The 24,834-nt window shown below is 64.6% G+C and carries 23 protein-coding genes; 18 read left to right on the top strand and 5 right to left on the bottom strand.

Going from position 1 to position 24,834, the window contains the following annotated elements; all coding sequences use genetic code 11:
• The first annotated feature begins 61 nt into the window (after window positions 1-61).
• The 13 genes from accA (at window position 62) to CGS25_RS08245 (ending at window position 12,607) form a co-directional block, all read left to right on the top strand.
• Entirely contained in the window at window positions 62-1,033 is a 972-nt protein-coding gene (gene accA / locus CGS25_RS08305; RefSeq protein ID WP_089032191.1) for an acetyl-CoA carboxylase carboxyl transferase subunit alpha, read from the top strand.
• Entirely contained in the window at window positions 999-2,345 is a 1,347-nt protein-coding gene (gene tilS, locus CGS25_RS08300) for a tRNA lysidine(34) synthetase TilS (protein WP_101675196.1), read from the top strand. Before accA ends, tilS begins: the two co-directional genes overlap by 35 nt.
• Before the next feature lie 448 nt (window positions 2,346-2,793).
• Entirely contained in the window at window positions 2,794-4,419 is a 1,626-nt protein-coding gene (locus tag CGS25_RS08295; RefSeq protein WP_101675195.1) for a CTP synthase, read from the top strand.
• Window positions 4,420-4,422: 3 nt separating this feature from the next.
• Window positions 4,423-5,292: a 3-deoxy-8-phosphooctulonate synthase gene (gene kdsA / locus CGS25_RS08290; protein WP_101675194.1), complete on the top strand. Its 870-nt coding sequence runs from the start codon at window positions 4,423-4,425 to the stop codon at window positions 5,290-5,292.
• 70 nt (window positions 5,293-5,362) lie between these two features.
• Entirely contained in the window at window positions 5,363-6,655 is a 1,293-nt protein-coding gene (eno, locus tag CGS25_RS08285) for a phosphopyruvate hydratase (protein ID WP_101675193.1), read from the top strand.
• Window positions 6,656-6,754: 99 nt separating this feature from the next.
• Complete coding sequence (locus CGS25_RS08280) at window positions 6,755-7,072, top strand: FtsB family cell division protein (protein WP_101675192.1); 318 nt, start codon at window positions 6,755-6,757, stop codon at window positions 7,070-7,072.
• The gene (gene ispD / locus CGS25_RS08275; RefSeq protein ID WP_101675191.1) at window positions 7,062-7,784 is read left to right on the top strand and encodes a 2-C-methyl-D-erythritol 4-phosphate cytidylyltransferase; all 723 of its coding nucleotides are present in this window, start codon (window positions 7,062-7,064) and stop codon (window positions 7,782-7,784) included. Before CGS25_RS08280 ends, ispD begins: the two co-directional genes overlap by 11 nt.
• Window positions 7,769-8,248, top strand: a complete 480-nt coding sequence (ispF, locus tag CGS25_RS08270; RefSeq protein ID WP_089032185.1) for a 2-C-methyl-D-erythritol 2,4-cyclodiphosphate synthase — start codon at window positions 7,769-7,771, stop codon at window positions 8,246-8,248. The genes ispD and ispF overlap by 16 nt, the downstream gene beginning before the upstream one ends.
• Complete coding sequence (truD, locus tag CGS25_RS08265) at window positions 8,241-9,260, top strand: tRNA pseudouridine(13) synthase TruD (RefSeq protein WP_101675190.1); 1,020 nt, start codon at window positions 8,241-8,243, stop codon at window positions 9,258-9,260. The genes ispF and truD overlap by 8 nt, the downstream gene beginning before the upstream one ends.
• A 67-nt stretch (window positions 9,261-9,327) precedes the next feature.
• Window positions 9,328-9,984, top strand: a complete 657-nt coding sequence (locus CGS25_RS08260; RefSeq protein WP_089032183.1) for a protein-L-isoaspartate(D-aspartate) O-methyltransferase — start codon at window positions 9,328-9,330, stop codon at window positions 9,982-9,984.
• Window positions 9,981-10,904, top strand: a complete 924-nt coding sequence (locus tag CGS25_RS08255) for a DUF368 domain-containing protein (RefSeq protein ID WP_101675189.1) — start codon at window positions 9,981-9,983, stop codon at window positions 10,902-10,904. Before CGS25_RS08260 ends, CGS25_RS08255 begins: the two co-directional genes overlap by 4 nt.
• 55 nt (window positions 10,905-10,959) lie before the next feature.
• Window positions 10,960-11,673: a peptidoglycan DD-metalloendopeptidase family protein gene (locus CGS25_RS08250; RefSeq protein WP_232802322.1), complete on the top strand. Its 714-nt coding sequence runs from the start codon at window positions 10,960-10,962 to the stop codon at window positions 11,671-11,673.
• A 7-nt stretch (window positions 11,674-11,680) separates the two neighbouring features.
• A complete protein-coding gene (locus CGS25_RS08245; RefSeq protein WP_101675188.1) occupies window positions 11,681-12,607 on the top strand; it encodes a cation diffusion facilitator family transporter in 927 nt (308 codons plus the stop codon).
• Window positions 12,608-12,769: 162 nt separating this feature from the next.
• Here the strand turns inward: CGS25_RS08245 and CGS25_RS08240 are convergent, their stop codons facing one another.
• A complete protein-coding gene (locus CGS25_RS08240) occupies window positions 12,770-15,409 on the bottom strand; it encodes an efflux RND transporter permease subunit (RefSeq protein WP_101675187.1) in 2,640 nt (879 codons plus the stop codon).
• 54 nt (window positions 15,410-15,463) lie between these two features.
• Entirely contained in the window at window positions 15,464-15,895 is a 432-nt protein-coding gene (locus CGS25_RS08235; RefSeq protein WP_101675186.1) for an SRPBCC family protein, read from the bottom strand.
• A 197-nt stretch (window positions 15,896-16,092) separates the two neighbouring features.
• On the opposite strand from CGS25_RS08235, the gene CGS25_RS08230 reads away from it, so the two are divergent.
• Both CGS25_RS08230 and CGS25_RS08225 read left to right on the top strand, forming a co-directional pair.
• Window positions 16,093-17,112: an AraC family transcriptional regulator gene (locus CGS25_RS08230; protein WP_101675185.1), complete on the top strand. Its 1,020-nt coding sequence runs from the start codon at window positions 16,093-16,095 to the stop codon at window positions 17,110-17,112.
• A gap of 690 nt (window positions 17,113-17,802) precedes the next feature.
• Window positions 17,803-19,026: a 4-phosphoerythronate dehydrogenase gene (locus CGS25_RS08225; protein WP_232802321.1), complete on the top strand. Its 1,224-nt coding sequence runs from the start codon at window positions 17,803-17,805 to the stop codon at window positions 19,024-19,026.
• On the opposite strand, the gene CGS25_RS19340 is transcribed toward CGS25_RS08225, so the two are convergent.
• Window positions 18,911-19,156 (bottom strand): PA1571 family protein, encoded by a 246-nt coding sequence (locus CGS25_RS19340; RefSeq protein ID WP_332872154.1) that lies wholly within the window; start codon window positions 19,154-19,156, stop codon window positions 18,911-18,913. The genes CGS25_RS08225 and CGS25_RS19340 overlap by 116 nt on opposite strands.
• A gap of 25 nt (window positions 19,157-19,181) precedes the next feature.
• On the opposite strand from CGS25_RS19340, the gene CGS25_RS08215 reads away from it, so the two are divergent.
• Entirely contained in the window at window positions 19,182-20,324 is a 1,143-nt protein-coding gene (locus tag CGS25_RS08215; protein ID WP_101675183.1) for an ATP-NAD kinase family protein, read from the top strand.
• A 132-nt stretch (window positions 20,325-20,456) separates the two neighbouring features.
• Here the strand turns inward: CGS25_RS08215 and htpX are convergent, their stop codons facing one another.
• Window positions 20,457-21,353 carry a protease HtpX gene (gene htpX, locus CGS25_RS08210; RefSeq protein WP_089032174.1) on the bottom strand — a complete coding sequence of 299 codons (897 nt, stop codon included), beginning with the start codon at window positions 21,351-21,353 and terminating at the stop codon, window positions 20,457-20,459.
• 230 nt (window positions 21,354-21,583) lie between these two features.
• Here htpX and CGS25_RS08205 point away from each other — a divergent pair, with 230 nt between their 5' ends.
• Window positions 21,584-22,519 carry a class I SAM-dependent methyltransferase gene (locus tag CGS25_RS08205; protein WP_089032173.1) on the top strand — a complete coding sequence of 312 codons (936 nt, stop codon included), beginning with the start codon at window positions 21,584-21,586 and terminating at the stop codon, window positions 22,517-22,519.
• A 272-nt stretch (window positions 22,520-22,791) separates the two neighbouring features.
• Here CGS25_RS08205 and CGS25_RS08200 read toward each other — a convergent pair whose 3' ends face one another.
• Window positions 22,792-24,021 (bottom strand): pyridoxal phosphate-dependent aminotransferase, encoded by a 1,230-nt coding sequence (locus CGS25_RS08200; RefSeq protein ID WP_089032172.1) that lies wholly within the window; start codon window positions 24,019-24,021, stop codon window positions 22,792-22,794.
• Window positions 24,022-24,189: 168 nt separating this feature from the next.
• On the opposite strand from CGS25_RS08200, the gene CGS25_RS08195 reads away from it, so the two are divergent.
• On the top strand, window positions 24,190-24,834 hold a 645-nt coding region (locus CGS25_RS08195; protein ID WP_101675243.1), incomplete at its 3' end, for a DNA-3-methyladenine glycosylase I.

Below are 24,834 nucleotides of genomic sequence, written 5' to 3'. Positions count from 1 at the left end.
TGGCTCGACGCTGTTGGTGGCTTGCGGCTACACTTGTCGGCACTGTAGAAAGGGGTAGCACATGAATCCGAATTTCCTCGAATTTGAACAACCCATCGCGGAACTGGAAGCGAAAATCGAGGAACTGCGTCTCGTGGGGACCGGTAGCGAGGTCAATATTTCCGAGGAAGTGGCCAAGCTGCAAGAGAAAAGCATTACCCTCACCGAGAATATATTCAGCAATCTGAGTTCCTGGCAGATTTCCCAGCTCTCCCGCCACCCCAAGCGTCCTTATACTCTGGACTATATTCGCCGTGTGTTCGGTGAGTTCGATGAGCTGCACGGTGATCGCGCCTTCGCCGACGATCCGGCGATTGTCGGTGGCATTACCCGGCTGGAGGATCGCCCGGTGATGTTGATCGGCCATCAGAAGGGTCGTGAGGTCAAAGAGAAGGTGCGCCGCAATTTTGGCATGCCCAAGCCGGAAGGCTACCGCAAGGCGCTGCGTCTGATGGAGATGGCGGAGCGTTTCAAGATGCCGATCTTCACCTTTATCGACACCCCGGGGGCATTCCCGGGCATCGATGCCGAAGAGCGCGGTCAGTCCGAAGCGATTGCCCGCAATCTGCGCGTGATGTCCCAACTCAAGGTGCCGGTGATCGCCACCGTGATCGGCGAGGGCGGCTCCGGCGGCGCACTGGCGATTGGCATATGCGATCATTTGCAAATGCTGGAGTTCTCCACCTATTCGGTGATCAGCCCGGAGGGCTGCGCCTCGATTCTCTGGCGCAGCGCCGACAAAGCCCCGGAAGCCGCCGAGGCCATGGGCCTGACCGCCGGCCGCCTGCACGAGCTCGGCATTGTCGACGAGGTGATCAAGGAGCCGCTGGGCGGCGCCCACCGCGACTACGATCAGGCCGCCGAGGCGGTGCGCCGCAGCCTGGCCGCGCAACTGGCCGAACTGGACACGCTGCCGATTCCGGATCTGGTGCAGCGTCGCTATGAGCGGCTGATGAGCTATGGCAACTTCACCGCCGACCCCGCCGACGAATAACCTGGCAACGCTGGCCGCCGGTCTCGCCCGGCGCGCTCCCCCGGGGCCGCTGTGGCTGGCGTTCAGCGGCGGCCTCGATTCCACCGTACTGTTGCATTTGCTGGTTGAAGCCGGCCTGGGCGAACGCCTGGGCGTGCTGCATGTGGACCACGGTCTGCAGGCGGACAGCGCCGCCTGGGCGGCGCACTGTGTGCGCCACGCCGCCGGGCTGGGCCTGACCTGCCGGGTCGCGAACGTCACCGTGAGCGGCAACGGCGGCCTGGAAGCGAACGCACGCACCGCTCGTTATCAGGCGCTGTGTCGGCACGCCGGCGGCGCCACCCTGATCACCGCCCATCATCTCAACGACCAGGCCGAGACGCTGCTGCTGAGGCTGTTGCGCGGCGCCGGGGTCGGCGGCCTGGCGGCCATCGGCGAGCACGGCCGCTGGCATGGCACGCCGTTGTGGCGACCATTGCTGACGGTGCCACGCGCCACCTTGCACGGGCTTGCCGAACAGTACGGCTGGGACTGGATCGAGGACCCCAGCAACCGCCACAACGATCTGCGCCGTAACCATTTGCGCAACGACATTCTGCCGCGCCTGCAACAGCAATGGCCCGGGGCCGTGGCCACCCTGGCGCGCGCCGCCGGCCACCAGGCCGAGGCGGCCGCGTTGCTGGCCGAACGCGCCACCGAGGATCTGGCGGCGTTGGGCGGCGCGGCGCGGCACTTGCCACTCGCCCCCCTGAAGGCGCTGTCGCCGGCCCGGCGCGGCAACGTGCTGCGCCACTGGCTGGCGGGCGCCGGGGCGGTGACCAGCGAAGCGCAGCTTAACCAGATCGAAGCCCTGCTTGACGCCGCCGCCGACCGCGCCGCGCGGGTGGAGTGGGGCGATTGGCAACTGCGCCGCTTCGCTGGCGCTCTGCATCTGCTCAGCGGCGCGCAATGCGTCGCGCTGACTGGCGAATGGCACTGGCACCCAAGCCAGGGTGGCCTGGATCTGGGGCCCTGGCGGCTGTGCGACGGCGTCACGCCGGAAAACGACCGAGTGCCGGTATGGCTGGCCGCCGACAGCGCCCCGTTGCGGCTGGCCCCGGCGTGCGGGGGCGAGCGTCTGCTGCGCCAGGGCTGCCATCAACGGGTGTCGGAACTGTGGCGCGCCGCCGGCGTGCCGCCCTGGCGGCGACGCCAGTGGCCGCTGATTTACCAGGACGGCGAGCTGGTCAGCGTGCCCGGCGTGGGCGTGGCGGACGGCTGGCGCCAACGCTCTCTGCGGCTGTGGCACCTGTGCTGGCGGGGCGCGGCTTCCTCACAGGGGGCGGATGTTTGACGCCGGACGCCGGACGCCGGACGCCAGACGCCAGACGCTTAACCCTTTACTGGGATGATCGGTGTGTTTCCTGCGGACTCTCGGCACGCCCACAGGAAACACACCTGACCTCTAAGCCTCGGGTTTAGCGTCCGGCGTCTAGCGTCAGGCGTCCAGCGTCCAGCGTCCAGCGTCCAGCGTCCGTTAATGGTTTCCCGCACCGGCGCCTTCTGCTAACATTTCCTCCCATCCTGGCGCAGGGTCTGCGAGCGGATTCTGGCGCAACTCCCTGATATTTCAGGGTTACCGAGCAGCCGATCTACCCCGAGACACAAACACCTTTGCTCAATCTCCGAGCAGGGGTATTTTTTTTGTAATGCGTCCGGGATGTCACCGGCCGGTCGGAACCGGCCTGGCAATGGTGGCGGCAGGCCGGTGGCTCGTTCACACGACTTATTCTGGTGGGTGCATGGCACGTTTTATTTTCGTCACCGGTGGGGTGGTTTCTTCCTTAGGCAAAGGGATCACGTCCGCATCGCTCGCCTCCTTGCTGGAGGCCCGTGGCCTGAAGGTCACGCTGATCAAGATGGATCCTTACATCAACGTTGACCCCGGCACCATGAGCCCGTACCAGCACGGTGAGGTGTTCGTGACCGAGGATGGCGCCGAGACCGATCTTGATCTGGGGCACTACGAGCGCTTTATCCGCAGCCGTCTGTCGCGGCGCAACAGTTTCACCACCGGCCGTGTCTACCAGGACGTGCTCGACAAAGAGCGCCGGGGCGAGTATCTGGGCGCCACCGTGCAGGTGATTCCGCACATCACCGATGAGATCAAGCTGAAAATCCAGCGTGGCGCCGGCGATGCCGACGTGGCGATCGTCGAAATCGGCGGTACCGCCGGCGACATCGAGTCGCTGCCGTTCCTGGAGGCGGTGCGGCAGATGCGCGTGGAGCTGGGTTCCAGCCGTTCATTGCTGGTGCACCTGACCCTGGTGCCCTACATCGCCTCCGCCGGCGAGATCAAGACCAAACCCACCCAGCATTCGGTCAAGGAGTTGCGCTCCATTGGCCTGCAGCCGGACATGCTGGTGTGCCGCTCGGATCACCCGATTCCGCGCAGTGCCCGCGAAAAAATCTCGCTGTTCACCAACGTGGAAGCCCGCGCGGTGGTCAGCGTGCCGGATTCAAAGACCATCTACCAGGTGCCACGCGGGCTTCATGAACAGGGCATGGACGACATCATCGTCGAGAAATTCGGCCTGCAATTGCCCGCCCCGGACCTGAGCGAATGGGACCGGGTGGTGGAAGCCCAGCTTAACCCCGAGCGCGAAGTCACCATTGGCATGGTCGGCAAGTACATCGATCTGGCGGACGCCTACAAGTCGCTGAACGAAGCGCTGATGCACGCCGGCATCGCCACCCGCGCCAAGGTTAATATCCGCTATATCGACGCCGAGGACATCGAACGCGAAGGAACGGCGGTGCTCGACAGCGTGGACGGCATTCTGGTGCCCGGCGGCTTCGGCGACCGTGGCACGGAAGGCAAGATCGCGGCGATCCGCTATGCCCGCGAGAAAAAGATTCCCTACCTGGGCATCTGCCTGGGCATGCAACTGGCGGTGATCGAATTCGCCCGCAACGTGGCCGGCATCGAGCAGGCCCATTCCACCGAGTTGCGCGCGGACACCCCCGACCCGGTGGTGGCGCTGATCACCGAATGGACCCGGGAAGACGGCTCCAAGGAGCTGCGTTCGGCGGCCTCGGAACTCGGTGGCACCATGCGCCTGGGCGGCCAGGAGTGCCACCTGGAAGCGGACACCGTGTCGGCGCGCTGTTACGGCAAGAGCGACATCGTCGAGCGCCATCGGCATCGCTACGAGGTCAACAACCATTACCTGGATCGCCTGCAGGCCGCCGGCCTGAAGATCGCCGGCCGTTCCCATGACGGCGAGCTGGTCGAGGTGATCGAGGTGCCCGACCACCCCTGGTTCGTGGCCTGCCAGTTCCACCCGGAATTCACCTCCACGCCCCGTGACGGGCACGGCCTGTTCAAAGGGTACGTGGAAGCGGCGCTGGCGGCGCACAAGGAATAGCCCATGACAGCATCCACCTCCGCCCCCGGGCAGGACATCACCATCGAACTCGGTGATCTGGCGTTCGCCAATCACCGGCCGATGGCCCTGTTCGGTGGCATGAACGTGTTGGAATCCCGCGACCTGGCGATGCGGGTGGCCGAGGCCTACGCGGACATCACCGGCCGGCTGGGCATCCCCTGGGTGTTCAAAGCCAGCTTCGACAAAGCCAACCGCTCGTCGCTGCATTCTTACCGGGGCCCGGGGCTGGATGAGGGGCTGAAGATCTTCCAGGAGATCAAGGACACCTTTGGCTGCCCGGTGATCACCGACGTGCATGAACCGTATCAGGCGGCGCCGGTGGCGGAAGTGGCGGACATCATCCAACTGCCGGCGTTTCTGGCCCGGCAGACCGATCTGGTGGTGGCGATGGCGAAAACCGGCGCCATCATCAACATCAAGAAGCCCCAGTTCCTGGCCCCGCATGAGATGAAGCACATCCTGCACAAGTGCGAGGAGGCCGGTAACGATCGGCTGATTCTCTGCGAGCGTGGCAGTTCCTTCGGGTACAACAACCTGGTGGTGGACATGCTCGGGTTTGGCATCATGAAGCAATTCCGCTACCCGGTGTTCTTCGATGTCACCCACGCGCTGCAGATGCCGGGTGGCCGCTCCGACTCCGCCGGTGGCCGCCGCCAGCAGGTGGCCGAGCTGGCCAGCGCCGGCCTCAGCCAGGGCATCGCCGGGCTATTTCTGGAAGCCCACCCGGACCCGGACAACGCCAAGTGCGATGGCCCCTGCGCCCTGCGACTGGACCGCCTGGAGCCATTTCTTTCGCAGATGCGGACCCTGGATAATACCGTTAAGGCATTCCCCGCTTTCGACAACCAATGAGTCAAAGAGCCTGAATACCCGGTTATAGCCTGGCCAGGCTATTCAGGTTCCCATTTAGAGAGACCTTCCCATGTCCAAGATCGTCGACGTCAAGGCCCGCGAAATCCTCGATTCCCGCGGCAACCCCACCATCGAAGCCGATGTGATTCTGGAATCCGGCGAGCGCGGCAGTGCCTGCGCCCCCAGCGGTGCTTCCACCGGTTCCCGGGAAGCGCTGGAACTGCGTGATGGTGACCAAGCCCGCTATCTGGGCAAGGGCGTAACTCACGCGGTGGGCAACGTGAACTCCGAGATTCGTGAGCTGCTGGTGGGCCGCGACGCCGGCGACCAGCGCGCCCTGGATCAGGCGATGATCGACGCCGACGGCACCGAGAACAAAGGCAAGTTCGGCGCCAACGCGATTCTGGCGGTGTCCCTGGCGGCCGCCAAGGCGGAAGCCGAAGCGCAGAAGAAGCCGCTGTACGAGTACATTTCCGACCTGCAGGACGACGACAACGAATACTCCCTGCCGGTGCCGATGATGAACATCATCAACGGTGGCGAGCACGCCGACAACAATGTGGACATTCAGGAATTCATGATCCAGCCGGTGGGCGCGCCCACCATCGCCGAGGCGGTGCGCTGCGGCGCCGAGATATTCCACGCTCTGAAAAGCGTGCTGAAGAAGCGTGGCCTGAACACCGCGGTGGGCGACGAGGGCGGTTTCGCCCCGGATCTGCCCAGCAACGAGGCGGCCCTGGAAGCGATCATGCAGGCCATCGAGCTGGCCGGTTACAAGGCCGGTGACGACGTGACCCTGGCACTGGATTGCGCCGCCAGCGAGTTCTACAAAGACGGCAAATACGTGCTCGCCGGCGATAATCTGAGCCTGGACGCGGAAGGCTTCGTCGATTACCTGGCCAATCTGTGCGACCGCTACCCGATCATTTCGGTGGAAGACGGGCTCGACGAATCCGATTGGGCCGGCTGGAGCGTTCTGACCGGCAAGCTGGGGGATCGCATCCAACTGGTTGGTGACGATCTGTTCGTCACCAACAGCAAGATTCTGCAGCGCGGCATCGATGAGAAAGTCGGCAACTCGATCCTCATCAAGCTCAACCAGATCGGCTCACTGTCGGAAACCCTGGACACCATCAAGCTCGCCAAGGACGCCGGTTACACCACGGTGATCTCGCACCGCAGCGGTGAAACCGCCGACACCACCATCGCCGATCTGGCGGTGGCCACCGCCGCCGGCCAGATCAAAACCGGCTCGCTGTGCCGTTCCGACCGGGTCGCCAAGTACAACCGCCTGATCCGCATCGAGGAAGAACTCGGCCGCGCCGCCTACCATGGCCGCAAAGAGTTCCGGTTTCTGGGCTGATTTGACGATGCTGGCCGGTCGCACTGGCACCCAGGCAGAGCCCGCCATCGGCGCCACCGGGGCGGGTCCGTTGACCGGACTCCGCCCGGAGCGCCGCCCATGAAGCTGTCCCCGGCCCGCCAGGTGGTGATCGCCGTGCTCGCCCTGTCGCTGCTCGGCTTGCAGATTCGTCTGTGGTTCGGTGAGGGCAGCCTGCGCCATGTGGCGGCGCTGGAGAACGAAGTGGAATCGCTCGATCAACAGAACGCCAAACTGGCCGAGCGCAACCGCTTGCTGGCCGCCGATGTGCGCGATCTTAAAGAGGGCAGCGAGGCGGTGGAGGAAATCGCCCGCAAGGATCTGGGCATGATCCGCGACGGTGAAGTGTTCTTCCAGATTCTCGAACCCGAGCAGGAAAAACCCGACCATGCGCCGTGACGTGGCGATCCATGCGGTGGTGCCCGCCGCCGGCGTGGGCGCGCGCATGGGCGCCGGCCTGCCGAAACAGTATCTGACCCTGGCCGGGCGCACCCTGGCGGAGCATACCCTGAGCCGGCTGTTGGCGTTCGCGCCGATCCGCCAGGTGGTGGTGGCGGTGGCCGAGGCCGACCCCTGGTGGCCGGAGTTGAGCGTCGCCCGGCAGCCGCGTGTCACCACCGTGCACGGTGGCGACACCCGGGCGCACTCGGTGCGCGCCGGTCTGGCGGAGGTGCTGGCGCGGGACCCGGACGCCTGGGTGCTGGTGCACGACATGGCGCGCCCACTGCTGCGGCTGTCGGACATGCAGGCCCTGCTGGACAGTTGCGCCGGGCAGGACGATGCCCAGGGCGCGATTCTGGCCCTGCCGGTGAGCGACACGGTGAAACAGGCCGGCCCCGGCGCACTGATCGAGGCGACCCTGGATCGGGCTCTGATCTGGCGCGCCCTGACGCCGCAGTTGTTTCCCGCCGCCGCCCTGCATGACGCCCTGACCGGCGCCCACGCCGGCATCACCGATGAAGCCTCGGCCATGGAAGCGGCCGGCTGGCGGCCACGGCTGGTGCCTGCCCGCGCCGACAACATCAAGGTCACGCTGCCCGAGGATCTGGCGCTGGCGCGATTCTATCTGGAAGCACAACGGCAAGAGGGGCTGGCATGGCGATTCGCATAGGGCAGGGGTTCGACGTGCATGCCTTTACCGAGGGCGACCACGTGATGCTCGGTGGCGTGCGCATCGAGCACAGCCAGGGGCTCAAAGCTCACTCCGACGGTGACGTCGCGTTGCACGCGCTCAGCGATGCCCTGCTGGGCGCCCTGGCGATGGGCGACATTGGCCATTATTTTCCCGACCACGACCCGCGCTGGAAAGGCGCCGACTCAGCGGCGCTGTTGAGCACCATCATGGCGGACATCCACGCCGCCGGTTGGCGGGTGGGGAACGTCGATCTCACCCTCATCTGCCAGGCGCCGAAGATCGCCCCGCACGTGGCCGCCATGCGCGAGCGTATCGCCGCCTTGCTGGAGGTCGACAGCGGCCAGGTATCGGTTAAGGCGACCACCACGGAACGGCTGGGATTCACCGGACGCGGCGAAGGCATCGCCGTGCAGGCGGTGGCGTTGCTCGATAATGAGTGATCTGCCGCGGTGTCCGGCTGCCCACGGCGGGCCCGCCGCCAGTGCCGTGCTGCGTGCCGAGCCAGAGGATTTCCGCGTGGTGGAAATCATGAACGTGGTGCCCGAAGGCGAGGGCGAACACCTCTGGCTGGAGATTGAAAAGACCAACTGGAACACCGAGGACGTGGCGCTGTGGCTGGCGAAAAGCGCCGCCATTCACCGCCTGTCGGTGGGTTACAGCGGGCTCAAGGATCGCCGCGCCATCACCCGCCAGTGGTTCAGCCTGCATCTGCCCGGCAAGGACGATCCATCGTTCGACTGGCCGGCGGGGCTGCGTCTGCTCAATGCCCGCCGCCACCGCCGCAAACTCAACCGGGGCACGCACCGGGGCAACCATTTCGAATTGCGGCTGCGCGCCGTGGACGGCGACCGCGACGTTCTGGAACACACCTTGCAACGCATCGCCCTGGACGGCGTGCCCAATTACTTCGGCGAGCAGCGCTTCGGCCGGGACGGCGCCAACTGGCAGCGCGGTCTGGCCTGGCTGGCCGGCGGCGAGGCACCACGCAAGCGCACCCTGCGCGGGTTCTGGTTGTCGGCGGTGCGTTCCGGGCTGTTTAACGCGGTGGTTGCCGAGCGAGTGCGCCAGGGTGTCTGGAACCGGCTGCTTGACGGTGATCTGCTACAGCCCGAGGGCAGCCGAGGGTTGTTTCCGGCCCATGACGACGAGCACGCCGGGGCACGGGTGGTGGCCGGAGAGGTGCACCCCACCGGGCCTTTGCCCGGTGCCGCCGGCATGGCATCATCCTTGGCTTGTTCGCGCCTTGAGAACGAGGTGCTGGCGGCCTGGCCCGGGGTGGTCGAGGCGCTCGCCGGGCAAGGCGTGGAGGGCGCCCGGCGCGCCACCCGGTTGCCGGTGAGCGGGTTGCAATGGCAATGGCGGGGCGAGGACCTGACACTGACCCTGGGATTGCCCACCGGGGCGTTCGCCACCACCGTGCTGGCCGAGTTGATTACCCAGCGCGGGTCATAATAACGGGTTTACGATCGGGGATGTCGACGGCTCGCCCACGGGGGGCGGGCCGCGAACAGATAACATTATGGATACTCAGTTGCGCGGTATTGGCATGACATCGGCTCGCACCCGCGAGCGCTTGATCAACCGGCTCCGGGAGGCGGGTGTCAGCAATGAGCGGGTGCTGGAGGTGATCCGCACCACGCCGCGGCATTTTTTCATCGACGAGGCGCTCGCCCACCAGGCCTACGACGATACCGCGCTGCCGATCGGCTATGGGCAGACCATCTCCCAGCCCTGGGTGGTGGCGCGCATGACCGAACTGCTGATCGAGCCGGGCACGCCCGCCAAAGTGCTGGAGATCGGCACCGGCTGTGGTTACCAGAGCGCGGTACTGGCGGCGCTGTGCGGTTCGGTCTACTCGGTGGAACGGATTCGCCCGCTGCAGGAACAGGCGCGCCGCCGGCTGGTCGAACTGGGGTTGGCCAAGGTGCGGCTCAAACACGCCGATGGCGGCCTGGGCTGGAACTCCGAGGCGCCGTTCAATGGCATTCTGGCGGCCTGCGCGCGCCCGGACATCCCCGCCGAACTGCTCGCTCAGCTCGCCGATGGCGGCCGGTTGGTGATGCCGGTGGGCGACCGGCTGCAAAAACTGACCGTGGTGGACCGGCGCGGCGATGAGTTCACCACCCGACAACTGGACGCGGTGCGTTTCGTGCCGTTCCAGCGAGGCATTCAATGAGCAACGGAATTCGTCCCTCGGTGTATCTGAGGGGCATGGCCATGGGAGCGGCCGACGTGGTGCCCGGTGTGTCCGGCGGCACGGTGGCATTGATCACCGGGCTCTACGAAGAGCTGATCGACACGCTCGGCGGCATCGGCCCGGGCCTGCTCGGCGTCTGGCGCCGGCAGGGCTTTGCCGCGGCCTGGCGGGCCGGCAATTTTACCTTCCTTTTGACCCTGTTCGCCGGCATTTTCACTAGCATTGCCTTGTTGGCGCGTCTGCTGACCTGGTTGCTGGAAACGCACCCGGTGCCGGTGTGGTCGTTTTTCTGTGGTTTGATCCTGGCGAGCATCGTATTGGTGCTGCAACCGCTTGGCCGGCGTGGCCCGGCCCAGGCCATCGGCTTCGTGCTGGGCGCGGGCGCCGCCGCGTTGCTGGGCATGGCACCGGGGCTGGCCGCCATCGGGGTGTCGCCGCTGATCTTTTTTTGCGGCGGCGCCATCGCCATCTGCGCGATGATTCTGCCGGGCATTTCCGGCAGTTTCATTTTGTTGCTGCTGGGGCTCTATCCGGCCGTGCTGGCGGCGGTGGAGCAGGGCGACTGGCCTTTGCTGGCGGCGTTCGTGGCCGGTTGCGGCTGTGGTTTGCTGGCGTTCGTGCGGTTATTGAAATGGATGCTTCATCGTTATCACGATACGGTAATGGCGGTGCTCGGCGGTTTTATGGCCGGGTCTCTGGTGAAACTCTGGCCCTGGCGGTTGCCACTGCCGGATTCGCTCAGCGAGCGCTGGGTGTCGCCCTCGACCTACGCGGCGGCGGTACAGGGCGAGAGCCATTTGCTGCTGGCGCTGGTCATGGTGGTGGTGGGTTTGGCGGCGGTCTGGCTACTGTCGATCGTGGCGCCCCGGCATAACGAGGCCAGCAAAACAGACGAGTAAGCTATTGCGAGTTCTGCTCTGCACATTGATTCTCCTGACCTTTTGCGGGTGCGCCGTGGGCAACCCGCCACCGGTGGTGGATCTCTATGGAAAGGAGAGCCGCGCCGCCCCGGTGCGCTCGGGCAGCCATCAGGTGCAGCGCGGAGAGACGCTCTATTCCATCGCCTGGCGTTACGGCTGGGATTACCGGGCCCTGGCCCGGGCCAACCACATCCCCGCGCCCTATACCATCTATCCTGGCCAGACCATTGTGTTCGCCGGTGGCCCCTCCAAGCCGGCCACGCCGACCACGCCAGCGCCGGCGGCCAGCCCGAGCCGGCCCTCGGCGTCCGGGGCCACCAGCACGCCAGTGCAGGCGCCGGCGCCACCCAAACCCAGCAGCCCGGCCCAGGCCGGCCCGGTGAACTGGCAGTGGCCCGCTAACGGCAAACTGGTGGAGCGCTTTTCCAGCAGTTCCGGCGGGCGCCGTGGCGTGGCCATCGCCGGGCATCACGGCGAGCCGGTGCTGGCCGCCGCCGCCGGGCGTGTGGTGTACAAGGGCAGCGGCCTGACCGGCTATGGCAATCTTCTGATCATCAAGCACAATGAACGCTGGTTGAGCGCCTACGCGCACAACGACGAAATGCTGGTCAAGGAAGGGCAAAGCGTAAAAGCCGGCGAGCGCATCGCCACCATGGGCGCCAGCGGCACCTTCCGCACCCAACTGCATTTTGAAATCCGCAAGGATGGCCAGCCGATTGACCCGCTGACCGTCTTGCCGAGCCGGTGAACCGACCATGAACCGCACCCAACCTGTTCACGTTAGCGAGGCCCAGGCCCGCCGCCTGCTCAACCTGGCGGCGATTGCCTCGGTGCTGGTGGCGCTGTTGCTGATCGCGGTGAAAACCGTGGCCTGGCTGCTGACCGGCTCGGTCAGCCTGCTTGCCTCGCTGATCGATTCGATCATGGACTCGCTGGCGTCGCTGGTGAACTTCGCCGCGATTCGCTATTCGCTGGTGCCGGCGGACGCCGAGCATCGCTTTGGCCACGGCAAGGCCGAGGCCCTGGCCGGCCTGGGGCAGGCGCTGCTGATCGCCGGTTCGGCGTTGTTTCTGGTGCGCGAGGCGGTGGACAAGCTGATCCACCCCCGGCCCATCGAAGCGACGTCCGTGGGTGTGGCGGTGATGGTGTTCTCCATCGTCATGACGGTGTTGCTGTTGCTGTGGCAACGCCACGTGGTGAAGCGCACCGGTTCCACCGCCATCGAGGCCGACGCACTGCACTACGCCTCGGACCTGGCGATGAACCTGAGCATCATCGTGGTGTTGCTGGCCTCGGGTTTTGGTTTCGAACAACTGGATGGCGTGGCCGGCCTGGTGATCGCCGCCCTGATTCTGCGTTCCGCCTGGAAAATCGGCTGGCAGGCCAGCCAGTTGCTGCTCGACCGGGAGCTGCCCGGCGAGGTGCGCGATGTGATCAGCACGGTGGTGGCCGAGCACGAACAGGCGCTGGGGTTTCACGACCTGCGCACCCGCCAATCAGGCCGCACCCAATTTATTCAGCTGCACGTGGACATGGACGAAACGCTGCCCCTGCGCGTCGCCCACGACCTCGGCGAGAGCATTCGCAAACGCATCAACGAATATTATCCCAGCGCTGACGTCATCATTCACCACGACCCGGTCGCCGAACGGCCCCATGTGGCGGTCAAAAGGGGGCGTTGAAAGTTAAAAGTTAAAAGTTAAAACGCGATCCGGGGCTTGTGTGGATGGGTAGCATCGTGCCCGCGCCCCAACGCGGGCACGATGACATCCGCTGGCACCAGCCCGACCCGCGTTTTAACTTTTAACTTTTAACTTTTAACTCCCTTCTTCAACTCCCCATCTTCAACTCCTCAACTTCGGCTTCACCGTAATCAACAACGCCGGCAACAGAGTCAGATTGCTGAACAAAGCCACCAGCATCGCCAGACCAATCAGCAGGCCGAAGTAAACGGTGGGGTTGAAATTGGAGAACGCCAGTATCGAGAAACCGACTATGATTACCACCGAGGTGTAGTACATGGCTTTGCCGATGGAGCCGTGGCAACGGCGCATGGTGGCCAGGTAGTCGTTGTCTCTGGGCAGCTCCTCGTGGAAGCGGTGCACGTAGTGGATGGTGTCGTCCACGGCAATGCCGATGGTGATCGCGGTAATGGTGATGGTCATCAGGTCCAGGGGCAGGCCGATCCAGCCCATCAGCCCGAGCACGGTGGCGGCGCTGATCAGGCTGGGCACCAGGCTGATCAAGGCGATCGGCACCGAGCGGAACAGAATCAGCAGCATCACCAGAATCGCCAGGAACACGTAGCCCAGGGTTTTGATCTGCGAGTCGAACAGGCTTTGTAGCATGTTGTTATAGAGCACCATGGCGCCGGTCAGATGGACCTGCTCCGGCGCCAGATCAAACTGTGTGGTGAGATCGTGTTCGATCTTTTTCAGCAGATCATTGCGATTCAGATTGGGCTGCGAATCGATCACCCGCACGCTGATGCGGATCTGCCGGCCGTCGTCGGAGAGATAAGGGCTCACCAGCTGGCTGCGAAGGTCCTCGGGAATAAAACTGGCCAGCAACATCAGCTGCACATAACTCAGCGGGCCGTCGTTGATCTTCTTGGCCACCTCGTAGGTGGTGGCGATGGAGAGCACCTTGCCGGTTTCCGGCAGCGACTGCAGGTAGCGCTCGATGGCAATGATCCGGTCCAGGCGTTGCGGCGTGTACCAGTAAGCGCTTTGCAAATCCGGGCCGGCGCTGGCGTCGTTGCCGTTGTCGGCGAACGGGTCCTGGCCGCCGCCCGCGGCGAACGGATCGTCGCCGCCGTCACTGGCGAACGGGTCCGCGTCCACCTGGCCGCCGAAGTCCTCGCCGCCGCCGAACGGATCGTCCTCGACCGCCGCGAAGCCGTCGTCGGATGTGGCCTTGTCCGCGCCGGCCGCGCGCGCTGCGCTGGCCGGGCCGGGCGCCGGCGCGGCTGGCGCGTCGATGATGATGTCCAATGGCGTGGTGCCGCCCAGCTTGCGGTCGATCTGCAACATGCCCTGGTGGATCTCGGTGCTGTCCTGGAAATAGTCGATAAAGCGGTTTTCCACGCTCAGCCGGCTCACCCCCCACACCGCGGCGATCACCAGTGCCACGGCGGCCACCAGCAGGGCGCGGCGGTAACGGCCGGTGAAGGTCGCCAGGCCCAGGGTCACCGCGCGGGTCAGATCGCGGCCCTGGCGGGGCGCCTCCGGAGTCAGCCGCATCAGCAGGGCCGGAAACAGCAGAAAGCACACCAGCAGTGCCACGCCCAGGCCCAGGGTCATCATCCAGCCGAAATCAATCACCGGACGGATGTCACTGACCACCAGCGAGGAGAAGCCGACCATGGTGGTCAGCATCATGTAGACGATCGGACGCATCATGTGCGCGCTGGTGTCGCGCAGCAGGGTTTTCTGGGTGGCGTCGGGGCTTTCTTCCAGCAGTTCCTGATAGCGCACGATCAGATGCAGCGTGGTGGACATGGTAATCACCAGCAGCAGAGCCAGATAGTTGCTGCTGATCACGGTGACTTTCCAATCCATCAGCCCCAGCCAGCCGGTCACCACCAGTGCGGTGACCGCGCAACAGGCCAACGGCGCCACCACCCAGCGCACGCGGCGGAAAATCAAAAACAGCGCCAGCATCAGGAACAGGAACACACCGCCACCGAAGATTTCCAGATCGGAGCGGATAAAACCGACCATGTCCGAGGCGATCATCGGCACGCCGCCCAGGAACAACTGCGCGTGGTCACGGTAACCGTCCATGATGCCGCGAATGGTTTTGATCTCTTCGGCGGTGCGGGCCTGGGTGGCGCTGTTGTAATCGCTGAATTGCTGGCTGACACGTTGCAGTTCGCGCTCGCCCTGGTCGTCGAGCTGGTCGGCGCGTTGCTGGTCACGCAGGGCGTTTCGCCGGTTCAATAAATCGTGGTAGCGCTGGTCTCGTTCGAAGCTCACCAGCATGGCGGTGGTGTTGCCATCGTCGCTGACCAGAAGGTCCTGATAGAGCGGGTTTTCCTCGGTGAATTCGCGCTTCGCCAGATTCAGGTCCACGTTGCCATCAAGCAGAGTGCGATAGCCGTCGGCGAGATCGGTGAATTCGACCTTGGGGCTGAACAGCAGCGGCACATCCAACAGGCTGTACACCGAGGCGACCCGGTCCACGCCCTTGAGCCGTTGCTGCAGATCGCGAACACGTTGCAGGGTGTCACGCTGAAACAGCGGCGCCTGTTTGGGCGTGTAGGTGATCACCAGGAAATCGCTGCCGCCATATTGCTTGGCGATGGTGCGGTAGTATTCCAGGGCCTGATCATTTTCCAGTGTCAGCGATTCCGCCGAGGCATCCAGCTTGAAATCGCGGGCTTCCCAGGCGGCGCCGGCGCACAGCAACGCCAGCAGCACCAGCCACACTGCCGGGTGATTGAGAACCAGTCGTTCATAGAGGCGAAACAGTTTGGCGGTCATGGGCAAGGGTTCCGGCCGGAGTGGCGATTAGCGGTGCAAAAGGCGGAGCAGCGCTTAAAACAGCGCCGCGAATTCAGCGGCGAAGCGCTGATCAAAGCGGTGCAGGACACGGCCCAGGGGCAGGGTCAAAAGGGTGAGCGCGCCCTCCGACCACTCTTGCTGGTGCACACGGCATTCGCCCTGGCCGTCATCGATAAAGGTGAAGCGGTGCACCAGTCTCGCCATCGGCAGATCGATGCCCCAGGCAATGCATTCGTGTTCGCGGTATTCCAGCACGGTCACCACCACCGGGGCGGGGGGCAAGCCGGGCAGATCAGCCACGAACAACAGCCGCGCGCCGGGGCGCCAGCGGCCACCGAACAGGCGTGCGTAACGCACCACCGAGCACCAGTCGGACCAATCGGAAACCTGACTGAACAGGTTAAAGGCCTGCCGGCGTGAGGCCCGCGTTTCGGTCACTTCATCAATGAAATAGCGTGTGAGCATACGTTCCTCGTGATGCCCGCGGCGCCCGCCGCGAATGCGTTTGGTCCCGGCCACTGGTGGCCTTTGACTGGCACCCAAGGTTACCCGCAGAGCCGCTCAGCTACCACTCCCGCACCCGGCGGATCGGGCCATTTACATCCATTCACTTGACCGCCGTGGTCACACTGCATAGCGTCGAAAACAAAAAGGGACAACCCATGGTCGGTAAACTGTTGCCCGCATCGATTCTGCCGGGTCTGCTGGAAATCGCCTTACGCAGCCGGCTGGACGTTCAGTCGCTGTTTGAGCACGCCGGTATCGATGTGGAAACCGTCGGCCGCGCCGATCGTTACATTACCCTGGTTCAGGTGGATACCCTGCTGAACACCGCCTTCCATCAGACCACCGATCCGCTGTTCGGGCTGCACGTGGGCCAGGACAACCATTACACCAATCTGGATCTGCTCGGTAACCTGATGGCCACCTCGGCCACCTTCGAGCAGGCGCTGTCGCTGCTGTTCCGGTATAAAGACCTGCTGGTGCCCTATCTGGAATTCCGGTTGCACACGGTGGCTGGCTATTGCCGCTTGTCGGTGGCGGAGGCGCAGGGGTTGTCGTTCACCCGCAATCGCGCCCACAACGAGTTGGTGACCGCCACCATGGTGGCGATCGGACGCTCTTTGCTGGGTGGTGTGATGGAGGTACGCCGGGTTGCCCTTCGGCATCCGGCTCCGCCGCCGGCCGAGCAGGCCGAATACCGCCGGTTCTTTCAATGCGATTTGCTGTTCGAGGCGCGCGAGAACGCCATCGAATTCCCGTCCGCGCTGCTGAGCGTGGCGCTGCCGGGCGCGTTCCCCAAATACCGCCTGCGTCTGGAACACAGTGCCGACCAGCTGCTGGGCTCGTTGCACCGCGCTGGCGGCATCACCGGGCAAGTGCTGAACCAGCTGCGCGACAGCCTCGGCCTGGGGGCGCTGTCGGTGGAGCGCACCGCCGCCCACCTGAACATGACGTCGCGCACCCTGCAGCGGCGGCTGCGCGACGAGGGCGTGCAGTTCGCGCAACTGCGTGATCAGGTGCGCATGGAGTACGCCTGCGGACAACTGTGCGAGAGTGGTTGTGATATGCAGACGCTGGCCGCGCACCTGGGTTTTTCGGACATCGCCAACTTCTACCACGCGTTCAAACGCTGGAAGGGCTGCGCCCCCGGCGAATACCGACGCCGTTTGCACGCTTAAAATTGGTTCATCGCGGATTGACGGGAACGCGTGCTGATTTATCGGGCTCGCTGGGCGGTGGCGGTGTGCTGAGGGTGAATCGAGGACAAGGCGGGCCCGCCCGGGACACGCTACGAGCACGTCCCTGTGCGCTCGGGTTTGGCCGTCCATGGCCAAACACGGTCCCGGGCGGGCCCACCTTGACCTCGATTCGGTGCCACTCGAGACGTTGCTCGCCGTCCTGGACGGACCCGACTTCAGCGAGCCCACGGTGACACCCCGGGCGGGTCCTGCTACCCAAGGCGGGCAACCGGGTCGGGCTGGCCAGGACCGTGTCCGGCCATGGACGGCCGGACTCGAGCCTGCACGGATGCGTCTTTTTGCGTGTCCTGGCCAGCCCGCCCCGGTTGCCCGACCCCCGATGGAGAGCCCAACCCCACCCCAAAAAGCCGACCGCAAAACCTCTAGTCAGAAACGGATTCCCGCCAAAACGCTATGAACCCTAAAATTCCCTCTGTCGGCGACCCGGTAATGTTCCAGCGGCACGCAAGGTGGCCACAGGCTGTATCATGGGGCCACTTCCTGTTCTGGTGGTCGTTGCCCTGACGATGCGGTTGCCTGCCTTTCCCGTTAGACTTTCAACCGGCGCTTGCGGGACCATCAGGGCGTCTTCTCACGCCCTGGGATTACTCCATGCCCTGGAATCACTCTATGCTCCGGAATCACTTCATAAAAATCATCGCCGATGAAAACATGCCCGGCCTGGAGCCCTTCGAGCGCTTCGCCGAGGTACACCGGGTGGACGGGCGCACGCTCACCCGCGCTCAGTTGGACGGCGCCGAACTGCTGCTGGTGCGCTCGGTGACGCCGGTGACCCGCGAGCTTGTCGAGGGCAGCGCGGTGCGGTTCGTGGGTTCGGCCACCATTGGCACCGACCATGTGGATCGTGCCGCGCTGGCCGATCTGGGCATCGCCTTCGCCCATGCTCCGGGGTGCAACGCCCGCGGGGTGGCGGAATACGTGCTGCAAGCGCTGTTGCTGGCCTGCCAGCGGCAGGGGCGTGAGTTGCGAAACAGCCGCGTGGGGCTGGCCGGGCTGGGCAATGTGGGCGCCCGCGTGGCGCTCTGGTTGCGTGAACTGGGGGTGCAGGTGATCGCCAGTGATCCGCCGCTGGCCCGTGCCGGTGTCTCCACGCCAGTGCCGCTGGCTTCCCTGGAGCAGGTTCTGGAGGCGGATCTGATCAGCCTGCATGTGCCGCTCACCGGTGACGGCGATGACGCCACGCGGCACCTGCTGGATGCGCCGCGTCTGGCCCGGCTGAGCGCGGCGCAGACGCTGATCAGCACCTGCCGGGGCGCGGTCATCGACAACGCGGCGCTGCTGGAGCGCCTGCGCGGCGGCCAGGGCCCGCTGACGATACTGGACGTCTGGGAGGGTGAGCCCCGCCTGGACGCCGGCTTGCTGGAGCAGGTGTGGCGGGGCTCGCCGCACGTGGCCGGTTACAGCGTGGAAGGTAAGTGGCTGGGCACCCGCATGTTGTACGACGCCTACCGCCAATGGCGCGGCGAGCCCGCCGAGCCGGCGGCGCAACCGGCGGCGCGGCCTGTGCTTGAGCACGGCGTCGACAATGAAGCCGCTTTGCTGGCTCTGTTGCGCCACGCCTACCGTCTTGAAGACGACGACGGGCGCCTGCGCGAAAGCCTGGGCGCGGCTGATCCCGGTGCCGCCTTTGATGCGCTGCGCAAGCACTACCCGAACCGGCACGAGCTGCACCACTGGTGCCACCGGGGGGCGGTGGCGGCGCCTTTCCAGACGTTGGTTACACGGCTATTCGAACCGTTCGCAGCGCCGGCGACGCCTCACGGCGAGCCGGCGGCGGATAATGCCAATGCCGCTCCAGGGTCTCGCAGGCCTGAAGGATCATCGATTCGGTGATCGGAATTTCCTGACCGTGTTCGTCGATCAAGGCGGCATGGCGCAGACTGGCAGCCGGAGTGCGAAAAGCGTGAACGGAGCTCATGGCGGTATCTCCCTGTATGGCGATATGAGCATTGAACGCCACCATTGTTTGCATTGGGTGTGATCGTTTTATGACAAAGCAAAGCGAAATGTTGACGGTGGCGGTTCTGGTCAACCCGTTCGCCGGCATCGGTGGCGCGGTGGGCCTGAAAGGCTCCGACGGTGCGGCCACCCGCGACGAAGCGTTGCGCCGGGGCGCCACGCCCATGGCGGTGGCGCGCATGACGCGGGCACTGGCGGCGCTGGGCCCGCAACGCCCGCCGGTGCGCTGGCTCACCTGGGGCGGCGCCATGGGCGAACAGAGTTGCCGCGACGCCGGCCTCGACGCCGAGGTGCTGGGGCATTCGCCGGCGGGCAGTGAAGCCGCCGACAGCCGTGAGGCGGCCACGGCGATGGTCGCCGCCGGGGCGCAACTGTTGCTGTTCGCCGGCGGTGACGGCACCGCCCGTGATCTGGTCGATGCGGTGGGCCTGGCGGTGCCGGTGCTGGGCGTGCCCGCTGGCTGCAAGATGCACTCGGCGGTCTATGCGATCAACCCGGAGGCGGCCGGCGCGCTGTTGGACGACCTGCTGCGCGGCGCTCTGGTGGCCCTGCACCACGCGGAGGTTCGCGACATTGATGAACAGGCGTTCCGTGAGGGTCGGGTGCAGGCCCGCCATTACGGCGAATTGAACGTGCCCGCCGAGGGGCGTTACCTGCAGCAGGTGAAATGCGGCGGCCGTGAAGTGGAAGACCTGGTCATCACCGAGATCGCCGCCTGGGTGATCGACAATCTGGAACCGGACACCTTCTACCTGGTCGGCTCCGGCTCCACCGTGGCGGTGGTCATGGAGCAGCTTGGCCTGGCCAATACGCTGCTCGGCGTGGACATCGTGCAAAACGGCGAAGTAGTGGCCAGTGACGTGGGCGCCGAACGTATTCTCGAGGTGATTGGCGACGCCCCCGCCCAGGCCCTGATTACCGTGATCGGGGGCCAGGGCCACCTGTTCGGGCGCGGCAACCAGCAGCTCAGCCCGGCGGTGATCCGCCGCCTCGGCAAACACAACATCCGGATTCTCGCCAGCCGCACCAAACTCGCCACCCTGGACGGCCGCCCCCTGCTGGTGGACACCGGCGACGCCACCCTCGACCAGCAATTGTGCGGCCTCTGGCCGATCACCAGCGGCTACCAAGACACCTTGCTGTATCGGGTTGGCACGGATGCGGGGGAATAAGACTCAGGCGGAACAGGGAAAGGCGCTGCCGGCACGCTCCTGCATTGTCGTACAAGCCTCAAGCCACAAGCTTCAAGCTAACCATCAGCCCCCGTGGTTTTGTAGCTTGCAGCTTGTAGCTTGCAGCCCTCGTTACCCGTACCGCTGCTCGCTGAGTGCCTGGATGCGATCATCCAAAGGCGGGTGGGAGCGGAACAGGGCGGCGAGGCCGTGGCGGACGCCGCCGTTGATGCCGAAGGCCACCAGCGAATCGGGCATTTGATTGGGCACTTCCTGCTCGGCCTTGAGCCGTTGCAGGGCGCCGATCATGGCGCGGCGGTCGGCCAGTTGCGCGCCGGCCACGTCGGCGCGGTATTCGCGGCGACGCGAGAACCACATGACGATGGTGCTGGCGGCGATGCCGAAAATGATCTCGGCGACGAACACGACGATGTAATAGCCAAACCCCAGGCCGCCCTGGCCGTCGCGGCGCAGGAAGCTGTCCACTACCGAGCCAACCACGCGGGCGGCGAAGATCACGAAGGTGTTCACTACCCCCTGGATCAGGCTCAGGGTGACCATGTCGCCGTTGGCCACGTGGCCGATTTCATGGGCCAGCACGGCGCGCGCTTCTTCCGGGCGGAAGCGTTGCAGCAAGCCCTGGGAGACCGCTACCAGGGCATTGTTCTTGTTCCAGCCGGTGGCGAAGGCGTTGGATTGCTGGGCCGGGAACACACCCACTTCGGGCATCTTGATGCCGGCCTTGTCGGCCAGCTCCTGCACGGTGTTGATCAGCCAGCGCTCGGCGTCGTTGCCGGGCTGTTTGATCACCTGGGTGCGGGTGGACCATTTCGCCATGGGTTTGGACAGCAACAGCGAAACAAAGGAACCGGCGAAACCGAACACGGCGCTGAAGATCAGCAGGTTGCCAAGATCCAGGCCGGTGCCGCTTTGCGCCAGATAGGAGTTCACGCCCAGCAGGCTGAGGGTGATGCTGGCGACCACGATCACGGCCAGGTTGGTGAGCAAAAAAAGCGCGATGCGCATCATGGGGTGTTTTCTCCAGTCTTTAACGGAACAGTCATGAACGTTCTTTAATGAGACAGTCCTGAACGCTCTTTAATGAGACAGTCATGAACGTTCTTCAACAAAACAGTCGTGAACGTTTTTTAAAAAAGTCGTAAGCGTTGTTCGGAGGTTCTTAAATGGGGCAGCGCCCGGTTGCGTTCAAGCGCATGGCCCGGGATACTTCGCCGGTTTTTCATGCTGCCTGAATCGCTATGACCCTGCCCCTGAAAATAGACCTGTTGGACGCCGCTCTGGTTCCGCCCGAGGACGCCAGAATCCGCCTTTTTCACGGCCGTGGCAAAACCGTGCCCGGCTGGGAAGGGCTGAGTATTGACCGATATCCGCCGGTGCTGGTGGCCACCTTGTTCGACGATTACCCGCCGGATGTGCTGGCCGCGTTGCGACAGCGCCTGACCGACGCCCTGCCGGCACTGGCATGCGATGCGCTGCTGTTGCAGCACCGGCAGCGGCGGCCGGTGCACAACGAATGGGCGGTGGGGCAGGCGCCGCGGTCGCATTGGGTGGAAGAGGACGGGTTGCGTTATCGCCTTGATTTTGAGCGCGGCCAGAACCTGGGCTTTTTCGCCGATATGGCGCCCGGCCGGCAGTGGCTGCGGCACCGTGCCGCCGACGCCAACGTGCTTAACCTGTTCAGTTTTACCTGCGCCTTCTCGGTGGCGGCGTTGGCCGGCGGTGCCCGCCGGGTGGTCAACATCGATCTGTCCGCGCCGGCGCTGGCCCTGGGCCGCGAGAGCCAGTGCGAAAACGGCTTCGCCGACGCCGCCGTGCATTACCTGCCGCACAACATCTTTCGCAGCTGGAAGAAACTGCACAGCCTGGGGCGCTATGAAACGATCGTGGTGGACCCGCCAAGCGCCCAGAAAGGCAGCTTCATGGTCGAGAAAGACTACCCCACGGTGTTGCGCCGGCTCAGCAAACTGCTGGCCCCGCGGGCATCGCTGCTGGTGTGCCTGAACGCGCCCTGGCTGGATCGCCAATGGCTGCAACGGCAGGTCGCCGAGCATCTGCCCGGCGCCGAGCTGGAGGCGGTGCTGCCCGGCGCCCCCGGTTTTGCCGAGGCCGGCGAACCGGCGCTGAAAGTGCTCGCCTATCGCTACCGGCGGCCGGAGCACCTCGATCAGGATTGAGTAGAGCTTCAAGCTTCAAGCTGACTGTGCTGGAAGAAGCGCCGTGCCGTGGGCAAGGCGCTAGTTGAAAGTTAAAAGTGAAAAGTGAAAACGCGGGCGGGGGCCACAAGACGGCAAGGCCGTACCCGCGCTTGAGGGAGAACCCGCGTTGATCTTCCACGGCCGTAGGCCGTGGGAAGGCGTTTCGGCCAGGACCTTTTAACTTTTAACCTTTAACTTTCAACGGGCTCTTGACCGGCACGGCCCCTCCGCCACGATGCCCTGGCTTGCAGCTACTTTTTCCGAACCCTATCCAGGTAGTTGGCGATGCGCCCGATGGAATCTTCCAGGTCGTCCAGGCGCGGCAGAAACACTACCCGGAAATGGTCCGGGTGGGGCCAGTTGAAGGCGGTGCCCTGAACGATCAGCACTTTTTCCTGGCGCAGCAGATCCAGGGCGAAGGCTTCGTCGTCCTGGAACGGAAACACTTTCGGGTCCAGGCGCGGAAACAGGTAGAGCGCGGATTTGGGTTTCACGCAACTGACGCCGGGGATCGCACTGAGCATCTCCCAGGCTTTGTCGCGCTGGCGGCCCAGGCGCCCGGTGGGCAGCACCAGATCGCTGATGCTTTGATAACCACCGAGGGCGGTCTGGATCGCGTGCTGGCTGGGCACGTTGGCGCACAGCCGCATGCTGGCCAGCATGTCGAGCCCTTCGATGTAATTCTCGGCACGGTACTTGGCGCCGGAAATCACCATCCAGCCGGCACGAAAACCGGCCGCCCGGTAGTTCTTGGACAGGCCGTTAAAGGTAATGAACAGCAGGTCGTCGGCCATCGAGGCGATCGAATGGTGCTCTTCGCCGTCGTAGAGAATCTTGTCGTAGATTTCGTCGGCGAACACGATCAGGTCGTGCTGGCGGGCGATTTCCAGCATTTCCTGCAGCAGCGCCTTGTCGTAGTTGGCGCCGGTGGGGTTGTTGGGGTTGATGATCACCAGAGCGCGGGTACGGTCGGTGATCTTGGCGCGCAGGTCATCGAGCGCCGGCTGCCAGTCCTGTTGTTCATCGCAGAGATAATGCACCGGGTTGCCGCCGGAGAGTCGCACGGCGGCGGTCCACAGGGGATAATCCGGTGCTGGCAGCAGCACTTCGTCGCCGTAATTCAGCAGCGCCTGCATCGCCATGACGATCAGCTCGGAGACGCCATTGCCGATAATGATGTCATCGACGGTGACATTCTCGATGCCCTTGGTCTGGGTGTACTGCATGATCGCCTTGCGGGCCGGGAACAGGCCCTTGGAGTGGCAGTAGCCAGTGGAATCGGGCAGGTTATGGATCACATCCTGAAGCAGCTCTTCGGGTGCTTCGAAGCCGAACGGCGCCGGGTTGCCGATGTTCAGTTTGATCACCCGGTGGCCTTCGTCCTCGAGCCGGTGCGCCTCGCGCAGTACCGGCCCGCGGATGTCGTAGCAAACCCCTTTGAGTTTGTCGGATTTGTTGATCGTGGTTTGATGCCCGCTCATGAATGCTGCTCGCCCTGATCCGAAGGTGCGTTGCGCTACGCCGCCCGGCGATGCCCGACACGCGCCTGAAGCGGTGAATTCTACAATGGGTCGAAAACACTGTATACGAAGGGAGCGGGGTGGCGCGCCGTCCGGCTCCGGGCAGTGTCGGAGATCACCGAGGTAACGATGATTGAGTTCAAGGAATTAATGACCCTGGCGGTCAATCGCAAGGGTGGGCTGAAGCCGGTTCAGGCCCAGCTTCCGGCGGTGAAAAGCGCCGCGCAGTTGCGTAAGCCGGACGATGCGTTCTATTTTTCGGCGATGACGCGCCGGGTGTTTCGTGCCGGGCTCACCCACTCGCTGGTGGACGCCCGCTGGCCGGCGTTCGAGCAGGCCTTTTTCGGCTTTGATCCGGAAAAGCTGGTGTTGATGCCGGACGCCATGCTCGAAGAGCGCATGCAGAACGAAAAGTTGATCCGCCACTGGGGCAAGATGAAAGCGATCCGACACAACGCCCAGTTGATCCTGGATCTGCGGCGCGAATACGGCAGTGTCGGCAACTGGCTGGCGGGCTGGCCGAGCGAAGACACGGTTGGCATGTGGCAACTTCTCAAGAAGCGCGGTAAACAGATGGGTGGCAATTCCGGCGCTGCGTTTCTGCGCATGGTCGGCCGTGACACCTGGTACCCCACCGACGACGTGGCCGCGGTGCTGCGCGCCCACCGGGTGATCGACAAGGGATTGGCCAGCCAGCGCGACCAGCGCGCCGCCCAGGCGGCGTTCAACCAGTGGCAAGCGGAATCCGGTTATCCCCAGGCGCACATCAGCAAA

Origin of the sequence: Alloalcanivorax mobilis, from assembly GCF_002864685.1 — a bacterium.
Lineage (GTDB): Bacteria > Pseudomonadota > Gammaproteobacteria > Pseudomonadales > Alcanivoracaceae > Alloalcanivorax > Alloalcanivorax mobilis.
The sequence above is the reverse complement of the archived record's forward strand: the minus strand, read 5'-3'. Positions and strand labels throughout refer to the sequence as shown.

Bases quoted from the DNA above. Each gene is read 5' to 3' on its own strand.
- accA (WP_089032191.1), top strand. From the start codon at position 62: ATGAATCCGAATTTCCTCGAATTTGAACAACCCATCGCGGAACTGGAA.
- tilS (WP_101675196.1), top strand. From the start codon at position 999: ATGGCAACTTCACCGCCGACCCCGCCGACGAATAACCTGGCAACGCTG.
- CGS25_RS08295 (WP_101675195.1), top strand. From the start codon at position 2,794: ATGGCACGTTTTATTTTCGTCACCGGTGGGGTGGTTTCTTCCTTAGGC.
- kdsA (WP_101675194.1), top strand. From the start codon at position 4,423: ATGACAGCATCCACCTCCGCCCCCGGGCAGGACATCACCATCGAACTC.
- eno (WP_101675193.1), top strand. From the start codon at position 5,363: ATGTCCAAGATCGTCGACGTCAAGGCCCGCGAAATCCTCGATTCCCGC.
- CGS25_RS08280 (WP_101675192.1), top strand. From the start codon at position 6,755: ATGAAGCTGTCCCCGGCCCGCCAGGTGGTGATCGCCGTGCTCGCCCTG.
- ispD (WP_101675191.1), top strand. From the start codon at position 7,062: ATGCGCCGTGACGTGGCGATCCATGCGGTGGTGCCCGCCGCCGGCGTG.
- ispF (WP_089032185.1), top strand. From the start codon at position 7,769: ATGGCGATTCGCATAGGGCAGGGGTTCGACGTGCATGCCTTTACCGAG.
- truD (WP_101675190.1), top strand. From the start codon at position 8,241: ATGAGTGATCTGCCGCGGTGTCCGGCTGCCCACGGCGGGCCCGCCGCC.
- CGS25_RS08260 (WP_089032183.1), top strand. From the start codon at position 9,328: ATGGATACTCAGTTGCGCGGTATTGGCATGACATCGGCTCGCACCCGC.
- CGS25_RS08255 (WP_101675189.1), top strand. From the start codon at position 9,981: ATGAGCAACGGAATTCGTCCCTCGGTGTATCTGAGGGGCATGGCCATG.
- CGS25_RS08245 (WP_101675188.1), top strand. From the start codon at position 11,681: ATGAACCGCACCCAACCTGTTCACGTTAGCGAGGCCCAGGCCCGCCGC.
- CGS25_RS08240 (WP_101675187.1), bottom strand. From the start codon at position 15,409: ATGACCGCCAAACTGTTTCGCCTCTATGAACGACTGGTTCTCAATCAC.
- CGS25_RS08235 (WP_101675186.1), bottom strand. From the start codon at position 15,895: ATGCTCACACGCTATTTCATTGATGAAGTGACCGAAACGCGGGCCTCA.
- CGS25_RS08230 (WP_101675185.1), top strand. From the start codon at position 16,093: ATGGTCGGTAAACTGTTGCCCGCATCGATTCTGCCGGGTCTGCTGGAA.
- CGS25_RS08225 (WP_232802321.1), top strand. From the start codon at position 17,803: ATGCTCCGGAATCACTTCATAAAAATCATCGCCGATGAAAACATGCCC.
- CGS25_RS19340 (WP_332872154.1), bottom strand. From the start codon at position 19,156: ATGGTGGCGTTCAATGCTCATATCGCCATACAGGGAGATACCGCCATG.
- CGS25_RS08215 (WP_101675183.1), top strand. From the start codon at position 19,182: ATGACAAAGCAAAGCGAAATGTTGACGGTGGCGGTTCTGGTCAACCCG.
- htpX (WP_089032174.1), bottom strand. From the start codon at position 21,353: ATGATGCGCATCGCGCTTTTTTTGCTCACCAACCTGGCCGTGATCGTG.
- CGS25_RS08205 (WP_089032173.1), top strand. From the start codon at position 21,584: ATGACCCTGCCCCTGAAAATAGACCTGTTGGACGCCGCTCTGGTTCCG.
- CGS25_RS08200 (WP_089032172.1), bottom strand. From the start codon at position 24,021: ATGAGCGGGCATCAAACCACGATCAACAAATCCGACAAACTCAAAGGG.